Origin of the sequence: Curtobacterium sp. NPDC089991 (genome assembly GCF_044748425.1) — a bacterium.
In the GTDB taxonomy this organism is placed as follows: domain Bacteria; phylum Actinomycetota; class Actinomycetes; order Actinomycetales; family Microbacteriaceae; genus Curtobacterium.
The window spans coordinates 296,983-319,646 of sequence record NZ_JBIVGB010000004.1; the positions used below are offsets into that span (position 1 = coordinate 296,983).

Annotated in this window: 16 protein-coding genes; 7 read left to right on the top strand and 9 right to left on the bottom strand. The window is 70.8% G+C overall.

Translation table 11 applies throughout. The features are described 5' to 3' along the window. Positions 1-150 precede the first annotated feature (150 nt). The gene (locus ACIPV1_RS13505) at positions 151-5,436 is read left to right on the top strand and encodes a beta strand repeat-containing protein (protein WP_402726619.1); all 5,286 of its coding nucleotides are present in this window, start codon (positions 151-153) and stop codon (positions 5,434-5,436) included. Between the two features lie 262 nt (positions 5,437-5,698). On the opposite strand, the gene ACIPV1_RS13510 is transcribed toward ACIPV1_RS13505, so the two are convergent. The 3 genes from ACIPV1_RS13510 to ACIPV1_RS13520 are packed head-to-tail and all read right to left on the bottom strand — an operon-like array spanning position 5,699 to position 8,568. Further along, positions 5,699-6,574, bottom strand: coding sequence for a glycosyltransferase family 2 protein (locus ACIPV1_RS13510; RefSeq protein ID WP_131847606.1), 876 nt, complete (start codon positions 6,572-6,574; stop codon positions 5,699-5,701). A 15-nt stretch (positions 6,575-6,589) separates the two neighbouring features. Further along, the gene (locus ACIPV1_RS13515; protein WP_402726620.1) at positions 6,590-8,086 is read right to left on the bottom strand and encodes a lipopolysaccharide biosynthesis protein; all 1,497 of its coding nucleotides are present in this window, start codon (positions 8,084-8,086) and stop codon (positions 6,590-6,592) included. A gap of 29 nt (positions 8,087-8,115) precedes the next feature. Further along, positions 8,116-8,568 (bottom strand): DUF3060 domain-containing protein, encoded by a 453-nt coding sequence (locus ACIPV1_RS13520; protein WP_123937414.1) that lies wholly within the window; start codon positions 8,566-8,568, stop codon positions 8,116-8,118. A gap of 104 nt (positions 8,569-8,672) precedes the next feature. Here ACIPV1_RS13520 and ACIPV1_RS13525 point away from each other — a divergent pair, with 104 nt between their 5' ends. Next, positions 8,673-9,818: a glycosyltransferase gene (locus ACIPV1_RS13525; RefSeq protein ID WP_165932425.1), complete on the top strand. Its 1,146-nt coding sequence runs from the start codon at positions 8,673-8,675 to the stop codon at positions 9,816-9,818. 78 nt (positions 9,819-9,896) lie between these two features. On the opposite strand, the gene ACIPV1_RS13530 is transcribed toward ACIPV1_RS13525, so the two are convergent. The 3 genes from ACIPV1_RS13530 to ACIPV1_RS13540 are packed head-to-tail and all read right to left on the bottom strand — an operon-like array spanning position 9,897 to position 12,935. Next, positions 9,897-11,024 (bottom strand): glycosyltransferase, encoded by a 1,128-nt coding sequence (locus ACIPV1_RS13530; RefSeq protein ID WP_131922180.1) that lies wholly within the window; start codon positions 11,022-11,024, stop codon positions 9,897-9,899. Continuing rightward, positions 11,002-11,604: a low molecular weight phosphatase family protein gene (locus tag ACIPV1_RS13535; protein ID WP_165901157.1), complete on the bottom strand. Its 603-nt coding sequence runs from the start codon at positions 11,602-11,604 to the stop codon at positions 11,002-11,004. Before ACIPV1_RS13535 ends, ACIPV1_RS13530 begins: the two co-directional genes overlap by 23 nt. Continuing rightward, positions 11,601-12,935, bottom strand: a complete 1,335-nt coding sequence (locus ACIPV1_RS13540) for a hypothetical protein (protein WP_402726621.1) — start codon at positions 12,933-12,935, stop codon at positions 11,601-11,603. The genes ACIPV1_RS13535 and ACIPV1_RS13540 overlap by 4 nt, the downstream gene beginning before the upstream one ends. Before the next feature lie 89 nt (positions 12,936-13,024). On the opposite strand from ACIPV1_RS13540, the gene ACIPV1_RS13545 reads away from it, so the two are divergent. The 4 genes from ACIPV1_RS13545 to ACIPV1_RS13560 are packed head-to-tail and all read left to right on the top strand — an operon-like array spanning position 13,025 to position 17,372. After that, on the top strand, positions 13,025-14,452 hold the full coding sequence (locus ACIPV1_RS13545) for a polysaccharide biosynthesis tyrosine autokinase (protein WP_159571023.1): 1,428 nt from the start codon (positions 13,025-13,027) through the stop codon (positions 14,450-14,452). Then, positions 14,449-15,528, top strand: a complete 1,080-nt coding sequence (locus ACIPV1_RS13550) for a polysaccharide pyruvyl transferase family protein (RefSeq protein WP_123937410.1) — start codon at positions 14,449-14,451, stop codon at positions 15,526-15,528. The genes ACIPV1_RS13545 and ACIPV1_RS13550 overlap by 4 nt, the downstream gene beginning before the upstream one ends. Further along, a complete protein-coding gene (locus tag ACIPV1_RS13555; protein ID WP_159571017.1) occupies positions 15,525-16,442 on the top strand; it encodes a glycosyltransferase family 2 protein in 918 nt (305 codons plus the stop codon). Before ACIPV1_RS13550 ends, ACIPV1_RS13555 begins: the two co-directional genes overlap by 4 nt. Before the next feature lie 33 nt (positions 16,443-16,475). Then, positions 16,476-17,372, top strand: coding sequence for a glycosyltransferase family 2 protein (locus ACIPV1_RS13560; protein ID WP_402726622.1), 897 nt, complete (start codon positions 16,476-16,478; stop codon positions 17,370-17,372). Here ACIPV1_RS13560 and ACIPV1_RS13565 read toward each other — a convergent pair. Further along, positions 17,345-18,475: an acyltransferase gene (locus ACIPV1_RS13565; RefSeq protein ID WP_123937407.1), complete on the bottom strand. Its 1,131-nt coding sequence runs from the start codon at positions 18,473-18,475 to the stop codon at positions 17,345-17,347. The genes ACIPV1_RS13560 and ACIPV1_RS13565 overlap by 28 nt on opposite strands. Continuing rightward, positions 18,468-20,144 (bottom strand): GH39 family glycosyl hydrolase, encoded by a 1,677-nt coding sequence (locus ACIPV1_RS13570; protein WP_123937406.1) that lies wholly within the window; start codon positions 20,142-20,144, stop codon positions 18,468-18,470. The genes ACIPV1_RS13565 and ACIPV1_RS13570 overlap by 8 nt, the downstream gene beginning before the upstream one ends. 86 nt (positions 20,145-20,230) lie before the next feature. On the opposite strand from ACIPV1_RS13570, the gene ACIPV1_RS13575 reads away from it, so the two are divergent. Next, positions 20,231-21,448, top strand: a complete 1,218-nt coding sequence (locus ACIPV1_RS13575) for an ankyrin repeat domain-containing protein (protein ID WP_402726623.1) — start codon at positions 20,231-20,233, stop codon at positions 21,446-21,448. A gap of 13 nt (positions 21,449-21,461) precedes the next feature. Here ACIPV1_RS13575 and ACIPV1_RS13580 read toward each other — a convergent pair whose 3' ends face one another. Beyond that, the gene (locus ACIPV1_RS13580; protein WP_402726682.1) at positions 21,462-22,652 is read right to left on the bottom strand and encodes a glycoside hydrolase family 1 protein; all 1,191 of its coding nucleotides are present in this window, start codon (positions 22,650-22,652) and stop codon (positions 21,462-21,464) included. Positions 22,653-22,664 lie beyond the last annotated feature (12 nt).

Sequence of the window (22,664 nt, forward strand, 5' to 3'; positions counted from 1 at the left end):
ACTCAACTCCCAGCCAACAGCGCGCCATGCAATGTTTCGCATGTCATATGCCATGTGATATTCTGGGCTTGCAGGCTGGCCGAGAGGTCCTGGACTGCGATCCCCCACCGTGCCGCGGATTCCCGGCGGCCCTCCCCGAAAGAACGTCACATGTCTCGAAAGAAGAGGGCAACGGCCCTCAAGTCCGTCGGCGCAGCAGGACTCGCCGCAGCCACGCTCGTCTCCGGCTTGTCCTTCGGCCCGGCCGCCTCCGCCGCTTCCGCGGCCCCGTCCCCCACCGCATCGGGTGATCGCCTGACCGGCAAGATCGTCTTCAAATACCCTTTCAACGAGCAGTACGCCGCTGTTGATAAGAACTTCGGCTCCAAGTGGTATTCGACGTACGAAGCGGCACTGCAGAACGCCGCTCCAGGATGGGAGATCCCCGCCAAGGGATCAACAGGCATCATCAAGAACAGCGACGGTCGCTGCGTACAGAATCCTGGCTGGGACTTCGGCGGACGGCTGTTCTTCATGGGAGCCTGCGACTCGGTTCAAGCTCAGAGTGGCACTTACTACTCCACCGGTCAGCTGGCGATGGCCCCGTGGGCGATGTGGCACAACGGTTCAGGCTTGTCGACTGGCAACCAGTCGAGCCTTGAACTTGCGAGCGGCAAGGACATGCGCCCCGCGCAGTCCCCACTCGTTGCGAAGGTCGACTCCGTGGACAACGTCGCGAAGACTGCCGTCGTCTCCGGCACCGCCACCCCCGGCGCCGCGATCACTGTCAGCGGCACCTCGTTCGCGACCACCGCAGACGGCACCGGCAAGTGGTCCCTCACCGTCCGCGACCTCCCCGTCGGTGCGAACGGCCGCACCATCATCCAGAAGGTGAACGGCACCGAGGTCGACCGCGTCAACGTCACGATCACCATCGGCGCGCCCTCGACGACCCTCGGGACGTACAACCTCACCGGGAAGCCCAACACCGGCGACGCCTTCGCCAACGGCACCCAGGGCACTGTCTCCTGGAACGCACGAGCCAAGACCGGCGAGACCGGCGTCGACATGGAGAGCGGAACCTCGTACTCCTGGCTGTTCACCATGCCCCGCGGCTACGAGGTCTACGACCTCCCCGCCGGGACGAACAACGGCGTGTGGAAGGACGAGTGGATCACCGGAACCAACTCGAACGGCCTCCAGACGCTGACCTACAAGGCCACCAACGTCTCCGCGGTCACGCAGAAGAACGTCGCCAAGGGCGTCGCCACCCGCACCTTCAAGATCCGTGCGACCACGCAGCCGACAGCCGACGCCACCCTGTCCGCCGTGTTCACGGCACCTCCGGGATACACCTCCACCACGCCCCAGGCCTCCACCATCCTCAAGGCCGGCGTCGGGAACAGCGTCGTGGTCCCGGAGACGACTCCCCCGGTCGCACTCAACCGCGGCGCGACGACGACCGTCCCGGTCACCGTCAAGACCACCGGCGCACGCTCGGGCGTCAACGCCACGATCGTCCTCTCTGCGCCCGCCGGCACTACCTTCGCCAACGCCGACACGCGTGCCGTGCAGTACAAGACGCCGGACGGCAACTGGACTGACTCGTCGTACCTCGGGATGCGCAACGGTGTCCGCTCCGACAGCAACACGAAGCTCACATACGCCGTCAACGGCTCCGGCTTCGATGTCCCCGCCGGCACGCTCATGCGGTTCAACACCCTGGTGTCCACGCCCGCCCAGGCCGCTGGCGGCAACAGCACCGTCGGCTACGTGTTCGCTGGCACGAGCACCCAGGGTGCCTTCAGCGCGACGGGGTCGACGGTCACCACGCTCACCGCTGCCGCCACGAGCCCGATCACGGCGAAGGTCGATTCCGTCGACAACGCCGCGAAGACCGCCGTCGTCTCCGGCACCGCCACCCCCGGCGCCGCGATCACCGTCAGCGGCACCTCGTTCGCGACCACCGCAGACGGCACCGGCAAGTGGTCCCTCACCATCCGCGACCTCCCCGTCGGAGCGAACCCCCGCACCATCATCCAGAAGGTCGGCGGCGTCGAGATCGACCGCACCAGCGTCACGATCACCATCGTCGAGAACGGCCCCATCATCGGCGTGCCCCAGCCGAACGTGACCCTCAGCCGCACCACACCCACCAACGTGCCGTTCGTGGTCGAGAACCAGGCGACCCGCACCGGCATGGAGGGGACCGTCACGGTTGCCGCTCCAGCCGGCACCACCTTCGCGCCCGGCCAGACCACGGTCACCGGACAGTGGCGCAACGGCTCCAGCGGCGCGTGGGCGAACTCCGAGGTTCTCAACCTCAAGAACGGCCGCCTGTTCGACAACAACCGCCAGATGGAGTTCGACTTCGGCAAGACCGGCGGCTCGCAGAGCGCCGGCCAGCAGTTCCGCTGGAACCTCAAGGTCGACGCCTCGAACGCCACGACGACCTCGAGCCAGATGAACTACCTGTTCATGGGCACCAGCTCCATCGGCAGCTACCGGGTCAACGGCTCGACCCCGACGACCCTCGAAGAAGCCCCGGCGAACCCGGCACCGCTCATCGTCCAGACGCCGACCAACGGGTCCACCGTCACCACCAAGCGCCCGGTGTTCTCCGGCACCGGTGACGAAGGCGCCAAGATCGACATCCGGACCAACGCCGGCCAGATCATCGCCACCGCAACCGTCAAGGACGGCAAGTGGTCTGCCCCCTCGGACATCGACCTCACGAACGCCGCCTACGACCTCACCGTCACCCAGACGCCCGTCCGCGGCGACACCTCGAACGCACGCGTCAACTTCACCGTCGAGGCGGCTCCGGAGTCGACCACCCTCGGGACGTACAACCTCACCGGGAAGCCCAACACCGGCGACGCCTTCGCCAACGGCACCCAGGGCACTGTCTCCTGGAACGCACGAGCCAAGACCGGCGAGACCGGCGTCGACATGGAGAGCGGAACCTCGTACTCCTGGCTGTTCACCATGCCCCGCGGCTACGAGGTCTACGACCTCCCCGCCGGGACGAACAACGGCGTGTGGAAGGACGAGTGGATCACCGGAACCAACTCGAACGGCCTCCAGACGCTGACCTACAAGGCCACCAACGTCTCCGCGGTCACGCAGAAGAACGTCGCCAAGGGCGTCGCCACCCGCACCTTCAAGATCCGTGCGACCACGCAGCCGACAGCCGACGCCACCCTGTTCACCGTGTTCACGGCACCTCCGGGATACACCTCCACCACGCCCGTCGCGATCACGACGCTCAAGGCAGCCGAGATCCCGGCCGACCCGGCACCGCTCGTCGTCCAGACTCCGGCCAACGGCTCGGTCGTGGACACCAAGCGTCCGACGTTCTCCGGTACCGGTGACGAAGGCGCGACCATCGAGGTCAAGGGCAACTCCGGCCGTGTCGTCGCCTCGGCGACGGTCAAGGACGGCAAGTGGTCCGCTCCGGCGGACTTCGACCTCGGCGAGGGCTCCTACGACCTCGGCGTGACCCAGACCCCACTCACGGGCTCCGCCGAGACGAAGCGCGTGAACTTCACGATCCGCACCGAGGCCCCGGCGAACCCGGCCCCGCTCGTCGTCCAGACCCCGGCGAACGGCTCCACGGTCGACCAGAAGCGTCCGGTGTTCTCCGGTACGGGTGACAAGGGCGCACGTGTCGAGGTCAAGGGCACGTCCGGCCGCGTCGTGGCCGCTGCAGTGGTCGATGACAACGGCAACTGGTCCGCCCCGGCGACGTTCGACCTCGGCAACGGTGTCTACGACCTCACCGCGACGCAGACCCCGGTCCGTGGCAACGCCGACTCGAAGCCCGTCTCGTTCACGATCAACGCCTCGGAGTTCTCCACGGCGCTGACCGCCACGGGCGCCTTCGACCAGGACGTCACCAAGCCCGCGACGATCTCGGGCGCGGCGACCACCGGCGCGACCGTCGTCGTCAAGGACAGCCTCGGCAACGAGATCGGCCGCGTCGTCGCAAGCGACGGCCGCTACACGATCCCGGTCCCGGCGAACCGCGCACAGTTCGGCGTGAACGAGTTCAGCGTCACCCAGACGCTGAACGGCAAGACCTCCGCAGCCGTGAACGTCTCGCTCGACTACGGCACGCCGACGCCGATCAACATCACCTCGCCGGCGAACGGCGCGACCGTCAACAAGGAGGGCCTGACCTTCACCGGCACCGGTCAGACCGGCGCGAAGGTCACCGTCCGTGGCACCGTGAACGCGATCGCCAGCGGCGACGTCGTGAACGGGGAGTGGACCGCCAAGGTCGACTTCCCGCTGACGAGCAACCTCTACAACCTGTGGGCGGTGCAGACCACCAAGGGCGGTCTGACCACCCAGCAGGCGATCACCGTGACGGTCACGGACGAGCAGGCGGTCACCCCGCTCACCGCAACGGCGGCGTTCAACACCACCGACGAGAACCTGCCGGCGACGATCTCCGGCGCGGCCCAGATGGACGCGACGGTCACCGTGAAGGCTGCTGACGGCTCGATCGTCGGTACCGCGAAGGCGACCGGCGGTCGGTACACGATCACGATCCCGCCGGCCAAGGCCGCGTTCGGTGTCAACACGTTCACGGTCACCCAGACCGTCAACGGCGCCGTGTCCGCCCCGTTGAACCGCTCGCTCGACTACGGCAACCCCGTCGCCCCGGTGATCTCCACCCCGGCGAACGGCGCCACCGTGACGAACGGCCAGATCCGCTTCACGGGCACCGGCGCCACCGGCGCCAAGCTCGACATGCGCGGCAAGACCTCGTCGATCGGTGACACGAAGGTCGCCAACGGTGCCTGGACGGTCGACGTCTCCCGGCAGCTCACCCCCAACCTCTACGAGCTGCACGCGCTCCAGACGAGCAAGGGCGGGCTGACGAAGCAGGCCGAGATCACCGTCACGGTGCAGGACAAGCAGGTCACGGAGCTCACCGCGGCCGGCTCGTTCCAGGCCGATGTCGAGAAGCAGGCCACGATCAGCGGCAACGCCCAGACCGGCGCGACCGTCGTGGTCCGCGAGGGCAGCACCGTCATCGGCACCACCACCGGCGCCGACGGCAAGTACTCGCTCTCGATCCCGGCCACCGTCGCGGGCGTCCGCACCTTCACCGTCACCCAGACGGTCGACGGTGAGGTCTCCCCCGCCAAGACGGCGACGCTCGACTACGGCACGGCGACCCAGGTCGTCGTGAACACCCCGGCCGAGGGCGCACAGGTCCCCGGAACCGGCATCACGTTCACCGGTACCGGCCAGGCCGGCTCGAAGGTCGTCCTCGGCGGCACCACGAGCCGACTCGGCGAGGCCACGGTGAACTCCGAAGGCGAGTGGTCCATCACGATCAGCCGCACGCTGACCCCGCAGGTCTACGTGCTCTACACGAAGCAGATCACGAAGGGCAACCTGATCGGCGACGCGGTGGTCACGACCATCAACGTCACCCAGTAACACCCCAGCAGGACCCGACGGCCCGACCCCACCCAGGGGTCGGGCCGTTCGGCGTTCCCGGCACCTGCGCAACGCGCAATGCCACCCGCACCGGCACCGGCACGACAACCCAGCAACCGCAACCGCACCGGCCCACCACCCACCGCCGACCGCCCTGCCACAGCCCACAGCCCACAGCCCACAGCCCACGTTCACCAACGACGAAGGCCGCCGCCCGTCGTGACGACGGGCGGCGGCCTGGCCGCTCAGCGGCGGACTGCGATCAGAAGGCGGCGATGCGGTGCCGCACGGAGCCTGCGAACCGGCCACAGGTAGCGCCGACGCGCGAGGCGGCGGTGATCCGGGCCTCCTGGCCGGTGCCGGCGAGCAGAACGGCTTTGACCGTCGATGCGAGCTCACGGACCCCGTCGACCGCGCGCCACCGTGCACCGGCTGCGCGGTGTGCCCGCAGGAGGCGCGCATCGTCGACGCCGTAGCGGTACGCCTGGTGGAACGCACCGCGGGCCGCGCTGCGCAAGCGGTACTGGACGACCGCCTGCGGGACGAAGACGATGGGCGAACCAGCCGCAGCCACCCGCCAGCAGAAGTCGATGTCCTCGCCGCAGTGCAAGGACTCATCGAAGCCGTCGACGGCCTCGAGCAGCGCGCGGGTCACGCCGAGCGCACAGCTCGGCGTGTAGGGCAGGTGCCGGAACTTGACGGGCAGCTCCGTCGTCGACGCGGTCACCCGGGCCGCGAGCGCGGGTGCGTTGAGCAGGTCGTACGCCAGTCGGCCGCCGCCGATGCCGTCTTGCTGCACGGCCACAGCCATCGCCGAGATCCATCCGGGTTCGAGCACGTCGTCCGCGTCGCAGAACAGCACGATGTCGTGTCGTGCGGCGCGCCAGCCGACGTTGCGAGCGTGGCTCGGCCCACGGACGTCCGTCGCGTCGACGACGCGCACGGCCCAGCCGGATGGCCACTCCGTGGCGTCGACGAACGGGCGCAGGACGCTGGGCCTGACGCCGTTGGCAGCGAGGACGACTTCGACGTCGCCCTCGTGCTGTTGCACGGCGATCGCCCCGAGCTGCGCGCTCAGGGCGGTGTCGGGTCGACCGACCGGGACGACGACGGAGACGGGCACGGCGGAGACGGGCACGGCGGACTCGCTCTCTCAGGGTGTGGTTGCGGTGGTGCGCCCGAACCGGGCGGGGACGACGTGGCGCGCCATCGCGATGACGTCGCGGCGGATACCCGGCAGCACGACGGCAAGGGCGAGCACGACGAGCGCAGAAGCGCCGCCGACCGTGATCGCGAGCCAGGGGCCGAGGTCGAGCAGCCGGGTCAGGAGCGTGACACCACCCACCGCCACGGCCACGATGCCGGGGCGGACGATCGGCGCGACGAGGTCACGGAGCCCGAGCCCTGGGCGTCGACCAGCGACCACGAAGCCGGGGACGACGAGGACGAGCGAGCTGACGGAGAACGCCCACGCCATCCCGGTGACGCCCCACGGCAGGCCGACGAAGAACGAGGCGAGGACGAGTGGACGGCTGACGAGCGCCCAGATGGTCTGACGAGCGCCCTGGCCGGTCGCGACGAACACCCAGACGGTGACGTAGCCGAGAGTCTGCGCGATGCCAGCGAGCACCAGCACGCGGAAGATCGGTACCGAGCCCGCCCACGCGGGGCCGAACAGCACGGTGACGACGGCGTCGGCGAGCACTGCCAGCACCGCGAAGGTCGGCCACAGCACGTACCCGGTCAGGGCTGTGAGGTGCCGGTAGTAGCGCCGGAAGCGCTCGCGGTCGTCGGCGACCTTGGCGAGCACGGGGACCGCGACGCGCTGGAGCGGCCCGTTGACCTGCTCCAGCGGGATCGTGAGCAGCTGCCCGGCCTGTGCGTACAGGCCGGCGGCGAGCGGGCCGAACGACGCCCCGACGATCACCTTGTCGAGGTTGCGGGCCGCGAAGTTGAGGACCTGGACCGCGGTGACGTTCGCTGCGAAGCCGAGTTCCGGCCGGACGGCGGACCACCGCGCGGGGCGGGTCGGGCGCCAGGGACACACGGCGATCGAACCGATGCCGAGCACGAGCGAGAAGAGGAGCGCCTGGGCGACGAGCGCCGATGAGCCCGCACCGGCGATCGCGAGCACGAGCGCCAGGGCGGCGCCGGAGACCATCGACGCGACCTCGAGCAGGGCGAGGGCACGGAAGCGGAGGTTGCGGGCGAGCAGCGCCGTGGGGACCGCGCTGGCCCCGGCCGCCACGAAGGGAACCGCGAGCAGCATCACGGACCTGCCGGACGCTGGGAAGCCGAGGACGACCGCGAGTGCCGGCGCCGACAGGGCCAGCGCAGCGCCGACAGCGAGTCCGGCTGCGGCGCTGAGGAGGTGGAGCGAGGAGGCGACGCCGGCGGACAGGCGCGGCGCACGGGTGACGAGGGCTCCGATGCCACCGATGCGGAGGAGCTCGGCGAGACCGCTGAGCAGGAGCACGACGACCGCGAACCCGTACTCGGCGGGGCCGAGGATCCTGGCGATCACCACGACGGTGACGAGCTGCACGAGGAACCGGGTCGCGGTGCCGGCGGCGGTGACGATGCCGCCACGGGCTGCCGCAGTCGCGAGCGGAGCGGAGGACTGCCAGTCCGGCAGGGTCGTGCGGGTCATGGCAGTCCTCCGTTCGGGTCGGGTCGGACTCAGCGGGTGACGAACAGGTTCTCGGCGCCCTTGTCCGTGACCTTCGGCTTGCCGTCCGTGGTGACCCGGTTGCCGTTGCCGCTGACCGTGACCTTGCCGATCTCCTTGGCGTCGACGTCGTTGATGGTGCCGCTCATGACGAGCGCGTCGACCTTGCCGAGGTGGACGACCGCGTTGCTCGCGGTGATCTCGACCGAGGCGCAGTCGCCCACGGTGACGTCCTTGTTGCTCTGGTCGATGACGACCTTGCCGTCGGCGCACTCCGCCGTCGCCTTCTGGATGTCGGCCGGCGGCGTCGAGAAGCGGTCGTCTGCCTTGGCGCTCGAGCTGGCCGTCGGCTTCTTGGTGGGCTCGTCGCCGCCGGTGCCGGAGCACGCCGTGACGACGGTGAGGATCCCGATCGCAGCCAGGGTCGTGGCGGCGATGCGGGCGGTGCGGGAGGTGTGACGCATGTCGGGTTCCGTTCTGGGATCGCGGCGAGGCGGATGACGCTTGGCACTGTCGCCCCGGTGACGTTTCAATGTCACGCTCTATAGAATACTGGTATTCTAGATGCATGACAACCCGGAACCTCCCGCTCGTCGCCATGCTCACCCACAGCGCAGCACTGTCCGGGGCGGAGCTCCTCGTGGCGCGGGTGGCCGCCGCCCGGGTCGAGACCGAGGTGATCGTCGTCCTCGGTGAACACGGGCCACTCGAGTCCCTGCTCTCCGGGCTCGGCGTCGAGCACGAGGTCGTCGCGCTCGACCCGTCCGTGACCGAGCACGCAGCCGATGCGGCCGGGGGCCTCCTCGCGAAGGGAGTGTCGACGCTCCGCTCCACGCGGGCCCTCGCGCGACGGCTCCGCGACGTCGGCGCCGACGTGGTCGTCACACACTCGGCGAAAGCGCACGTGTACGGCGGACTGGCCGGCCGGCTCGCACGCATCCCCGTCGTGGCGTACGTCCACGACGTCGTCGGAGCGGCCGGTGCCTCCCGCGCGAACACCCTGGTGCTCCGCGCGGCGCTGACGACGCTCCCCGCAGCCAGAATCGCCAACTCACGGACGACGGCCCGCTCCCTCGGCCGGTCCGGTCCGGCACCCGCGGTGATCGGCTGCCCCGTGGACCTCCCGGACCAGGCCGCCCCGTCGGCACCCGGCCCGTTCACCATCGGCATGGTCGGGCGGCTCACCCGTTGGAAGGGGCAGGACATCGCGGTCCGCGCCTTCGCCGCGGCCCGCGCGCTCGGTCTCGACCCCGATGCGCGGCTCCGGCTGATCGGCGCGGCGCACTTCGGGACCGACGACCACCACGCCGCCGAGTTGCACACCCTGGTCACGGAGCTGGACCTGACGGCGGTGGTCGAGTTCCGGGGACACCGGCAGGACGTCGATGCCGAGATCAGCGCGTGCGATCTGCTCGTGCACGCCAGCCGCCGCCCGGAGCCGTTCGGGCAGGTGGTCACCGAGGCGATGGCGCTCGGTCGACCGGTCATCGCCGCGGACGCTGGCGGCCCTGCCGAGGTGCTCACGCACGGCGAGGACGGGCTCCTCGTCCGTCCAGGCGACGTCGATGCCCTCGCGCACGCGATCCTCCGGTTGGCCGGTGACGAGCAGGAACGGAACCGACTCGCCCGCAACGGGCGCCACTCCGCCGCGCGCTACGCGACGCCGCACATCGTGGCGCAGATCGAGCGCGTCCTGGTGAGCGCAGCCAGGTAGCGACCGACTGGAGGCCCGGTGCAGGTCCGACGGACCGGCACCGGGCCTCCAGGCGGTCCGGTCCACCCCCGCGGACCTTCAGCCGGTCTGGCCCCCCACCGGGATGCCGGTCCACTCCGCGATCTCGCGCTGGAACCGCTCGGTCGAGAACGCGGCGGCGCGCGCACGACAGGCCGCTGGGTCGAGTCGCACGGCACCGTCGACCGCTGCGGCCAGGGTCGAATCCGCGAGGTCGTGGAGGAGCGTGCCGCTCGTTCCTTCCTGCACCGAGTCGCGAGCCCCGCCCTCGGCGTTCGCGACCACCGGCGTGCCGAGGGCCAGCGCCTCGACGGGCAGGATCCCGAAGTCCTCGACGGGAGGGAACACGTAGACCGCGGCACGCTGCAGGAGCGCCGCGAGCATCGCGTCGGAGGGCGTGCAGACGAAGTGCACCTCGACCCTCGACTCGGCAGCCAGCGCGCGCAGCCGCTCGGCATCCGGACCGTCGCCGGCGAGCACCACCGGACGCCCGGACGCCCGACCGGCATCGATGACGACGTCGAGGCGCTTGTACGGAACGAACCGCGAGGCACCGAGGACGAAGTCGGCAGGCAGCGCCTCGAGGACAGCGCGGTCGCGCTCGTCGAGCACGGACGCCCAGTCGGCGACCGCAGCGAGCCGCTCCACGCCGACCGGCGGGTTGATCACCTGAGCGTCGATGCCCCAGGTGTCGCGGATGCGCTGCTGCACGAAGCGACTGTTCGCGGCGACGTGACGGAGCCCCTGGGCGCGACGGCGGTCGACGGAGCGGAGTACCGGCGAACCCGCGCGGGCGAGCATGGTCGATCCGCGGGCATCGAGTTCCGGGTTCCAGAGGTACCGGGCCGGCGTGTGCACGTAGGTGAACTGCCGGTCCGGGGCGACCCCGGTCACACGGGCCTGGTGGGCGAACAGGTGCGAGCTCACGATCGCCCAGTCGTACTCGCCGACGGTGCGCAGGCCGTGACTCCACAGGGCCGGGAGGAACGGCATCGACAGCGCCTTCCTGCCGCGGAGGGGCGACCGCGCCAGGACGCTCTCGACCACCCGCCGGTCCGCGTATCGCCCGGGGGCGTCGTTCCACAGCCCGAACACGTCGGCGGCAGGGTAGGCATCGGCGAATGCGTCGACGACACGCTCGGCGCCGCCCACCGCCTCGATCCACTCATGGACGAGCAGTCCGCGCACGGTCGGCTCCGTTCTGGTCGGTGGCGGCGCGTTCCGCGCACGCCGCGATGGTCGCGATGGCGGAGATCGCCCGCTCGCGCATGGTCAGGAAGTCGTGCTCGTCGCCGCGTACCGGGTCGGCGACGTCGTCGAGCGCCGGGTCGGTCGGGGCCGTCGCGACCCGGAAGCGGGACACGAGGCGCGGGAGTTCCGCCCAGAACCGCTCGTCGACGGCATCGGCGTCCAGCAGGGGGCGGACGAGGCGGTCGAACTCCGCAATGGTGAAGGTCCGCCGCAGGAGGTGCGGCGCGAGGTCGAGGACCTGCGCTCGGTGCGCGCGCTCGAGCGTGAGCACGAGGTCCCTGTCGCGCAGCACCGCGGCGGTCAGCGGCGTCGAGACGAAGGCGTCCGGGTCGCCGCCGTCCTGTCCGACAGCGGCGGCGGAACGCGGGAACATCGGCGTACCCGCTGTCGCAGCGGTGCCGGCGCTGTCCACGCGGAAGACTCCGGGCAGCACTGCGTCGAGGCGCGCCCGGAGGACGCGTTCGACGTACGGCGAACGGCAGATGTTGCCCTCGCAGACGATGAGGATCGAGATCACTGATGGGCTCCTGTCAGGGTGACGGGTCGTGCACCGGCGGCGTCCGGTCCCGGTTCCGGCGGCTCGGCGACGGGGTGCCAGACGCTCGAGGCACATGCGGCGAGGAGCAGCCAGAGGATCGGCGTCGAGAGGTCCGGGGTGCCGACGAGCTTCGCGACGAGCACCGCGGCGAGCGCGACCGAGGCCGGGACGGTCGCCGGTGACCGCGCCGCGCGCACGAGCACGCCGAGCGCGAAGACGGCGAACGCGATCGTGCCCGGGATCCCGACGCAGGTCAGCAGCGTCATCCCGAAGGACGACGGCCGGTTCGCGCCGAGCCCGGCGCCGATGCCGAGGGTGTCGGCGAGGACCCCCCAGCTGAAGCCGTCCGCGCCGGTCCGGGAGTCGTACGACTGACTGCCGACCTTGTCGTCCACGATCGCCTCGACCGGTGCGGCGAGCTGCGGGCCGGCCGCGAGCAGCACGATCGCGATCGTCAGCCCCCCGAGGACGAACCAGACGGTGCCGCGTCCACCCCGGACGACGTACCGCACGGCGACCACGAGCAGGCTGACGGCGATCACGACGGCGGAGGCGACGACGGCGGTGCCGGACGCCGCCTGCAGGAGGTTCGCGCACGACAACGCACTCGCCGCGGCCCAGATCATCCGCTGCCCGCCGGACGACCGCAGTGCCGTGACGGCGAAGTACGCGGCGGCCGGGAGGGCGAACGCTGCGAGCTCGCTCGGTTCGCTGAAGACCCCCCGCAACCGCTCCCCCGGGAGCGCCCACGCGTAGGCGACCCCCGGCAGCGTGTCCATCAGGGGTGCCAGCACGTCCGCACCTGCCTGCACGAGCACCCCGCGCACGGTGGTCACGACCGTGCCGACGACCAGCGCGATCCGGAGCGCGGTCTCTGCCGCCCCGACGCGGACGAGGTACAGCAACGCGCACACCGCGAGCAACAGGTACCCGAGCTGCGCGAGGTTGCTGATCGAGTAGGTGAGGTACCCGGGGTCCAGCACCTGACCGTCCACACCGCCACGTGGGACGAGGACACGGACGCCGGCGAACATCCAGGGGGCGACGGCGGTGGCGATGGTCGCCCACGCGACGAAGGCTGCGAGCGCGTTCGCCGACCAGTGCGTGGTGCGCAGCGGGCGGGTCCCGAGGAGCGCGATGCCCGACGCGAGCGCCGCAGCCGAGAACAGGGGCACGCCGTTCCCTCCGGCGACGACGGCAGCCGTGTACGGCAGGCCGCCGGCGACGCCGATCACCGCGGGGAGCCACGTCCGACGGGCGATCAGCGCAACGGCGAGCACAGCCGTGAAGACGGCTCCGAGGACCGGCATGATCCCTCCATTCCACTGTCGCTTGCGCTGGTATTTCATATCATCTACGATAAGTATCACACATCCGATCGCCTCCCGGAAGGCCCCCAGTGACGCTCTCGCAGTTCCTCGAAGTGATCAGACGGCGATGGATCTCCGCGCTCGCGCTGGTCCTCCTCGCCACGTCGGCTGCCGTCGGCGTCACCCTCGTGCAGGCGCCGGAGTACCGCGCCTCGAGCGAGGTCTTCGTCTCGGTCGCCGCCGGCTCGTCGGTCACCGACCTCAGTCAGGGCAACAACTTCTCGGCGGCGCGCGTGAAGTCGTACACGGCGCTGGCACTGACCCCGCGCGTCCTCGGCGCCGCGGCGAAGCAGCTCGGACTCCCGGCCGGCACCGACCTCTCGAAGGTCGTGACGGCGTCGTCCACCGACGAGACCGTGATCATCTCGCTCAGCGCGACGTCCACGTCCCCGGCCCGTGCGGCGGCGATCGCCAACGCGGTCACCACGCAGCTCGTCGCCGTCGTGGACGAGGTCGAGCGCTCATCGCAGCAGAGCGACCTCGTCCACCTGAGCGTGTTCCAGCAGGCGAAGGCACCGACGATGCCGTTCGCTCCGCGGATCCCGGTCAACATCGCGATCGGGGTCCTCGCGGGCCTCGCACTCGGTGTTGCGCAGGCAGTCCTCCGCGAGGTCCTCGACACCCGGCTGCGGTCGTTCGACGCGCTCCGGCGCCTCACCACGGCGAGTGTGCTCGGCGAGTTCGGGGTGGACGACACCATCGCGAAACACCCCCTCGTCGCCGTCGACAACCGCTACAGCACCCGGGCCGAGAGCTTCCGGCAGCTGCGGACGCACCTGACGTACACGAACCTCGACGGCGGTCCGCAGAGCATCGTCGTGACGAGCGCGACCCCGGGCGAGGGCAAGTCCTCGACCGCCGTGAACCTCGCGCTCATGCTGGCGCAGAACGGGTCGCGGGTCCTGCTCGTCGACGCCGACCTGCGACGCCCGACGACCGGGACGTACTTGGGGATCGAGAGCCGCGTCGGCCTGTCCACCGTGCTCACCCGACAGGTCGCGCTCGACGATGCCATCCAGGAGGTCGGTGGGGACAACCCCCTGCACGTCCTCGCTGCGGGGCGGGTGCCGCCGAACCCGAGCGAACTCCTGAGCTCGAGCCGGATGGCGGACCTCGTCCGCGAACTCGAATCCCGGTACGACGTCGTGATCGTCGACGCCCCGCCGCTCCTCCCGGTGACCGACCCCGCCGTCCTCGGCGCCATCTGCTCCGGGGTCCTGCTCGTCGTGAGCGTCAACGGACAGACACGGCGCGCCGACTTCGTCGCGGCCGAGCAGACCCTGCGGCAGGTGGGCGCACGACTGCTCGGGCTCGTGGTGAACCGCCTCCCAGCCCAGCGACGCATGAAGACCTACTACAACTACGAGCCCTCGGCGCCGGTGAGCGAGAGCCCTCGCCGCTCGTCACGCGCACGCAACGACTCGACCGCCACCACCGAACAGAAGGAAACCCGATGACCCGCAGCACACCGCCCCGATCGTTCGTCTACCTCGGCTGGCAGGGGTACGGCAACTTCGGCGACGACCTCCTGCACGAGACCTGGCGTGCCGCGCTCCGTCACCCCTTGGACGTCGAGGCGCCCCTGACCCGGCGGGACTACGCTCGCCGCTCACCGCGCTTCGTTCGCGACCGCGCCCGGCTGATCGGTCGCGAGCGGCTCGTGCTGCTCGGTGGCGGCACGACCGTCGGGTTCGCGTCCTGGGCCGGACACGTCGACCGTGCGACCCGGTACTTCGGCGCGACCGGCACCATCGGACTCGGTCTCGGGGCAGCTGCCGCCGACGACAGCTACTCGCTCGGGACACAACCGCAGCAGTGGGACGCCTGGCGTTCGCTCGACCGGTTCGCGCTGCACGGTGTCCGTGGGCCGCTCACCGAACACGAGGTCACCACGAACCTGTGCCCGGTCGACGTCGTGGGCGATCCGGCGCTGCTCTACCCCGAGCTCGTCCACGTCCAACGCACCGTCCGGCCCGACGGCCGGATCGGCGTCAGCATCGGATCTGATCCGACCACGAGGTTCGACGTCGACACGATCGCCGAGGCGGTCGACCGGCACGCGGCCGCGACCGGCACCACCGAGGTCGTCGCGTTCGCGCTGTCCGGGGCCGACCGCATGGCGGCGCACGGGTTGGCCGCCCGCCTGCGCACACCGGCGGTCGTGCACGAGTACATCGACGTCCCGACGACGATGGCCGCCATCGCGGGATGCGACCTGGTCGTGTCCGAACGACTCCACGGCGCCATCGCGGCGGTTTCGCTCGACGTGCCCACTGTCCCGCTGTCGTACGCGTCGAAGTGTGACGACTTCTGGCGCAGTGTCACGGACGGCCCCGCGCCGCTCACGGTGGGCCACGACGTCGACGAGCTCGTCCACGAGATGCAGATCGCCACCCGACACCGTGACGGGATCCGCGCCCGGACGGCCGAGCTCCGGGAGCGGCTGGGCTCCGTCCAGCAGCGCCTCCTCGACTGGCACACCGCAGGCTCGCCGACAGCCGAGCTCTTCGCCCGCACGAAGGCCCACGCGTGAACGCCGACCACCGCTTCCACCTCGTCGTCTCGACGATCCGGACGCCGGACCACCTCGCCCGCTGCCTCGAGACGATCGAGCGCGCCGGGGTGTCGGTGTTCGTCACCGTCGTCGAGCAGCGACCGACTCCGGATGCACTGGCCGTGCTGCAGCCGCTCATCGACGCCGGGCACGCCGAACACGTGCACCAGCCGGACGTCCGTGGCGTCAGCCGGGGCAGGAACGCCGGGATGACTCGACTCCGCGGTGAGGTGATCGCGTTCCCGGACGACGACTGCTGGTACCCCGACGGCGTCCTGGCGACGATCTCGCACCGGTTCGCGACGCAGGGGCTCGACGCGGCCTCGATCCCCTCCCGCGGAAGCGACGAGCAGGGCACGATGCTCCGCTGGCGCCGGCGCCCGGGTGACGTCACGAGTTGGCGGGTGCCGCGGACCGTCGTGAGCTCGGGGATCTTCATGCGTCGCGACGTCCTCGAACGCCTCGGCGATTTCGATGAGGACCTCGGTACGGGCTCCGGAACGCCCTTCGGGGCCGGCGAGGAGACCGACATGGTCCTCCGCGCCCTCGCCTCCGGTGCGCGGATGCGCTACATGCCGGACCTGTCGGTGCGGCACCCGGACTTCCGTGACGCCGGTATGACGACCGAGACCCTCGCGAAGGTCCGCCGGTACAACCGCGGCTTCGGTCGGGTCCTCCGCAAGCACGGTCTGTACGGGCAGGCCGCGTACTGGATCGGTCGCGGCCTGGTCGGGACCGTCGTCCGGACCGTCCGTGGCGACCGCGACGGAGCGCGCTTCCAGCACACGCAGATGAGCGCTCGGTTGCAGGGATGGCGGGGCCGGGACGACGAGGGCCGGGTGTACCCGGCCTGTGGAACCGTGGTATTTCGTCCACAACATACCGAGAAGTAGGATCCCGACGAGATGCGCCACGACACTGGCCCGATGCACCATCGATTCCACTTGATCATCGCCACGAACCGGCCGCCCGAGTACCTCGACCGAGCGATCCGGTCGATCCAAGCCGAGCCGTACCGGGTCTTCCTCTCGGTCGTCGCGCAGCGCCCGGTCCCCGAAGTACCCGACCGGCTCGCGGCGATGATCCGGGACGGCGACGGTGAGTACATCCACCAGCCCGGCGCCAGCGGGGTGAGTACCGCCCGGAACGCTGGGATGCGAACGCTCCGCGCTGACCTCGTCGGGTTCCCGGACGACGACTGCTGGTACCCGACCGGCGTGCTGTCCGCGATCGATGCCCGGTTCAGCAGGGTGGACGAAGAACCCCGGCTCGGCGGTTTGTGCATCCCGACGAAGGACGCGACCGGCCGAGGCACCATGCTCCGGTGGCTCGGGCGATCCCGACGGATCCGGGTGCGGGACGTCCCGCGCACCGTCATCTGCTCCGGGGTGTTCTTCCGGCGAGAGGTCCTCGACGACATCGGGGACTTCGACGACACGCTCGGGTCGGGTGTGGAGCCCTTCGGCTCCGGCGAGGAGAACGACCTGGTCATGCGCGCGGTCGAGGCCGGGGTGCGGGTCGACTTCGACGCGGACCTGTACGTGCACCACGGCGACTTCCGCGACGACGGACCCACCACCGCGGTCCTCGCAAAGGTCAGGCGGTACAACCGCGGGTTCGGGCGAGTGCTCCGGAAGCACGGTTGCTGGGGGCAGGCGAGCTACTGGGTCAGCCGATCGGTGGTCGCGCTCGTGATCGCTCGCGTCCGGCGCGACGCCGCCGCGGTCGAGCAACAGCACGCCCAGCTCGCCGGGCGGTGGCAGGGGTGGTTCGGCCGCGATGACGCCGGGCACCGTCACCCCGTGCACCCACGCACGCGCTGAGGTGCGCCGGCCGCGGGACGGGTCGTGGGGTGTCTGCCCCACGACCGTGTCGCGCGGAGCACCGGCCGCTCGAGCAGGTACCACGATGCCGAGGCCACACCGATGCCCACCAGCGCGAGCCCCAGGCGCACCACACCGGTGGACGGGTCACCCCCGGGCTCGATTCGGAGCAGCGGGTAGTGCCACAAGTAGAGCCCGTACGAGATGGTCCCGAACCAGCGAGCGATCGCCAGGTCGAGCGCGGGAGCACCACCGAGCGCCCCTGCGACGACGACGAGCGCTGCGACCGCCACCGCTGCCGTCTCGACCCAGCGAGCCGCACCGGGCAGGGACCCGACCGTGATCGGCAGCGTGCACGCCGACAGCACCACGAGCAGTGTCGCGCCCACGCCGCCGACCCCGAGCACGACGGCGCTCGGACGTCCGGTCCGCAAGTCGATCTGACCGAGACCGCGGAGACTGCCCGTGCGCACGGCGAACGCGGCGAGCGCACCCACGAGCAGGGCGGCGGCGCTCGTGTCGAGCCCGTACGCCAGGCGGTCGTACGGCAGCACGACCGTGCCGACGACCCGCCAGGTGACCGCAGCACCGACGAGTCCGCAGAGCGCGACCGCGGCAGTGCGGGGCCGAGTGCGGGCGAGGACGCCGAGCAGGATGAGGACGAGGGGCCAGACGAGGTAGAACTGCTCTTCGACGGCGAGCGACCAGGTGTGCTCGAACGGTCCGAGCTCGACGCCGAGCACCCGGGCGTGGTTGCCCGTGTAGGACCCGACGGTGGCGAGGACGCGGGGCAGGTCACCGCGGATCGGGTCTGCCAGCACGATCACCGCGACGGTCACCACCACCAGGACGGCCGTCCACGCCGGGAGCAGCCGTGCCGCGCGGCGGAGCCAGAACCGGCCGAGGTGGATCCGCCCGGCACGCTCGGCCTCGTCGAGGAGCGCCCGGGTGATCACGAAGCCGGAGAGCACGAAGAAGGTCGTCACCCCGACGACCCCGCCGTAGGGGACGACCGACTCTGCGGTGTGCGATGCGACGACGAGCAGGACCGCGAGGCCGCGGAGCCCGTCGAGTTGCGTGAGGCGGTCCGCCGGTTCACCCATTCCAGACCACGAACCGGGGCTTCCACGTCGCCGACATCGCGAGCTTGCCACCGGTTCCCCGGACGGCTTTCGTGCCCCCGTAGGCGTCGACGATGGTGCCGTCGCCGGGCAGACCCACACTGATGGGCAGTTCGTCGAAGCGGTCAGCGGTCTGCCACACGACCCGCACCGAGCGTGTGCCGTCGGCCGAGACGAACCGGGCTTCGCGCACGGCACCCGTCACGAACTGGCCGGCGAACCGCATGCCGGCGAGCTGGCGCTGCATCGTCGCGTACGCAGCGGCAGCGGGCTTCGGCTCGTACGCGCGGCTCGGCGCGTCGACGAGCCCGAAGGTCCTGGCACTGCCGTCCGGATCAGGTTGGTCCGGGGCGGCCATCTCGAACGAGAACACCCGCTCGACGCCGTACTGCGCGGCGAGCACGTGGGTCCGGACCAGGAACGCCGCCTGGTCGTCCTCGGAGACCCAGCCTGGCCTGCCGTTCGGGGTCGGCCATCCGACCTCGGTGATCCAGATCGGCAACGGTTCGCCGTTCGCACGGGGGTACTTCGCCGCTTTGTCCCGGAGCCAACGAAGCGCGTTCTCGATGCACGGGTTCGTCGCGACACAGTGCTCCGGCGCGTACGGCTGGTTGTACGGGTGCACGCTGATCGCATCGATGTGGTCGGCACCACCGAGCCGGAACCACTCGTCGAGCCAGCGGAGTTCGCCCGACGACACGGCGTTCTCGGCCGGCCCGACGATCCGTGCATCCGGGTCGACGCTCCTGATCGTCGCGGCCGTGACCCGTGACAGCGCGATGTACGCGGCAGGGTCGGCGGACCGGGTGCCGTGGGTGTTCGTCCACTCGTTCCAGATCTCGAACGAGCGGTCGGCGTCCGGGTACCGGTCGCGCATGTGCGTCACCGCCTCGGACACGAACCGGCGCCAGGCTGCTGTCTGCGCCGGGTCCGAGACGTCCGGCGGGGTCATCGCGCCGCCGGTGTACGCCATGTGACCGTAGTCGAGGACGAACAGCGGAGCGACGCCACGGTCGCGCACGATGGGGTCCACTCGCGCATCAGTGCTACGGAAGTCGAACACGCCCGGCACCTTCTCGACGGTGGACCACTGCAGGTCCTGGCGGAAGCCCGCGGCGCCCAGCCCGTCGAGTGTCGGGAGCGCCGCGGCGACCGGCCCGGGCGAGCCGTTCATCGTGACGTTGAAGAAGGCGTCACGGTGCTCGACGCCCGGCGTCCGGACGAACCGGAAGGACGTCTCGGGCAGAGCGGGGCCGTGCGCCGTCACGCGGTACGTGCCCGCGTTGAGACGTCGAGTCGGACGGATCTCCGCTCGTCCGGAGGAACCGACGACGGCGTCGCCGGCTTCGACGAGCACGCCTCTGGCGTCGGTGATCCGCCAGCCCACGTCCGCGAGCGCCGGTGTCCCCGCGGCACCGACTGCGAACGTGACCGGTTGATCCGGTGCAAAGAGACCGTTGGCCGACATCGGCTGGATCGTCGGTCGAGCGGTCGCCGTCGATGCTCCGGCGGCGTGGGCCGGCTGCCGCACAGTCGCTTCGGCGAACAGCAGCAGGGTCGTCGCCGCGGCGAGGACGACGACGCCGGAGGCTCTCCTGCGGGGACGGGTCGCGGGAGGTCGGGAGTCGGACGGGACGTGGGTCGATGGCATCCCACCACGCTCGCCCGGTGCCGGTACCGACGCCAAACATGTTGAATGACGCCGAGTTCGGAAGTGGCGTCAACTAGTCTCGGGCCGTGCGATGGAGTCGAGTGAACTGGCCGTCCGTGGGCTACGTCTCCCTCGAGGACTTCGACGGGCAGCGGGAACACGTCGCCCGCGTGCTCGAGGACGCTCCCCCGGCCGTCGCCGCACTCCTGACCGTCAAGTGGACGGACTCCCGCATCGCACGATGGGACGTCGAGCACCCGGATCTCGCGCACCCGGACCCCGCGCACCCGGACGACGAGGACGACGACGACGACACCGGGACGGCGGTCGACCTGCCGGGCCACGGCGTCCCCGACCCGGTCGTCGTGCACACCGAGGTCATCGTCCGCAACGACGAGGTGCTCGACACCCCCGACGGCCTGTGGCGCCGGTGGAACCACGCCAGGGTCACGCTCCGCCTCCGCGACGCGGTGGTGGACCCACCCCACACCGACCCCGCAGCACTGCTCGCCGGGGACGCCCACGTCGTGCGCGGTGAGCTCGAGTACCTGCACGAGCTCGACCAGTGGGAGCTCCGTCTGCTCGTCTCCCCCGTCGGCGAGGTCGCGATCCGCTTCCGGGGCGTCCGGGTCGCGATCCGCAGCGTGCCCGAGTCCGTCTACACGGAGCTCGACGCACGGCCGGCGCGCGGCTGGCACGGTCCGGTGCCGGACGGCTGGGTCGAGTACGCCACCGAGGTGGTGCGTGCCGCCGCGTACGGCGACCTGGGCGGACTGCACCTGGCCGACGACGCGAGTGACGTCGACGACGTCGACCCGCGCTGGGGCGTCGCCCCGCTGCACGCCGCCGCGTGGTTCGACCGGCCCGAGATGATCGAGGAACTCCTGCGCCGCGGTGCGTCGCTGCAGCTCACCGACACCGAGGGGCGGACGCCGCTGACGCTGGCGATCGACCGCGACGCACGTCGGGCGATCGACGTGCTCGTGGCTGCGGGCGCCGACCTGGAGGCCCGGGACACCGACGGCAACACCCCGATCGTCCGCGCCGCCTGGGGTGGCCACGCCGCGATCGTGCGTTCGCTCGCCGCCGCGGGTGCGGACACCAGGGCGCTCGGCTCACGGGGCGCGTCCCTGCTGATCGCCGCGGTCGACTCCGGTGACCTGGACACGGTGCGGTCCGTGCTCGCCCTGGACGTCGACGTGAACGCCGAGGACGACGAGGGCTCGACCGCCACCGCTCGCGCAGAACTGCTCCGCGACCGAGCGGTCGCGGAGCAGTTGGCGCACTACTACTCGGGGAGCTGATCGAGCCGGCGGGCTACTCCGCCGTCTCGATGGCGTTCGCCTGGGCGACCTTCCCGTACCAGTGTGCGGACGGCTTCGGCGTGCGCTCGAACGTCTCCGGGTCCCACGACACCAGGCCGAAGGTCGGACGGAAGCCGGACGCCCACTCGTAGTTGTCCAGGAGCGACCAGTGCTGGTAGCCGAGGACCTCGATGCCGTCGTCGATGCAGCGGTGGATGCCCTCGAGGGCGCCCTGCGTGTAGGCCTGCCGACGGGTGTCGTCGGCGGTGGCGATGCCGTTCTCGGTGATCATCAGCGGGACGCCGCCGGACAGCTCCCACGCGCTGCGCAGCCCGTCGGCCGAGGCCTCCGGGTAGAACTCCCAGCCGGTGAGGGTCGTCTCGACGTCGTCCGCCACGGGCAACGGACCGGAAGCGCCGATGAAGGTCCGGGTGTACGCCTGCACGCCGAGGAAGTCGTCGCCGGCGGCGTTCTCCAGGTACCAGTCGTCACGCGGGTACCCGTACTCGCGGAGCATCGCGTCCGCGCCGGGCTCACCGTTGGACTTGAACGCCTGGGTCGCGATGGTCCAGCCGCTCTGGATGCCACCCACCTGGGAGAGCACCTCCCGCGAACGCATGTGGGACTCGAGCAGGGCGTCGGCGACGCCCAGGTCCGGGTTCGGCAGGCCGTACGCCACCAGGTTCGACGCGTCCTCGCCGCCGGCGAGCATCGCGGCGATGTTCGGCTCGTTGATCGTGCACACGTACCGGACACCGTCGGACACCACGGGCAGCGCGGCCTCGGTGTAGCGGGCGAACAGGTCGGCCGCGTCGGGTGCGCGCCAGAAGCCGTCGCGTTCGAACCAGCGGGGCACCGTGAAGTGCATGAGCGTGACGATCGGCTCGATGCCGAACTCGTGGCAGGCGTCGACCATGCGGCGGTAGTGGTCGATCTCGGCGCGGCTGACGAACCCGCGTTCCGGCTCGATGCGCGCCCACTCGATGCTGAACCGGTACGAGTTCAGGCCGAGCTCGGCGGCGATCCGGATGTCCTCGCGGTAGCGGTGGTAGCTGTCCGCGGCGTCGCCGGACGGCTCGACGATGGTGGTGTCCGGCTCGTGCTCGTGCACCCACCAGTTCGAGTTGACGTTGTTGCCCTCGATCTGGTGCGCGGCGGTGGCGGCGCCCCAGAGGAAGCCCTTCGGGAAGTCGAGCGTGCTGATGACGGGGTCCTT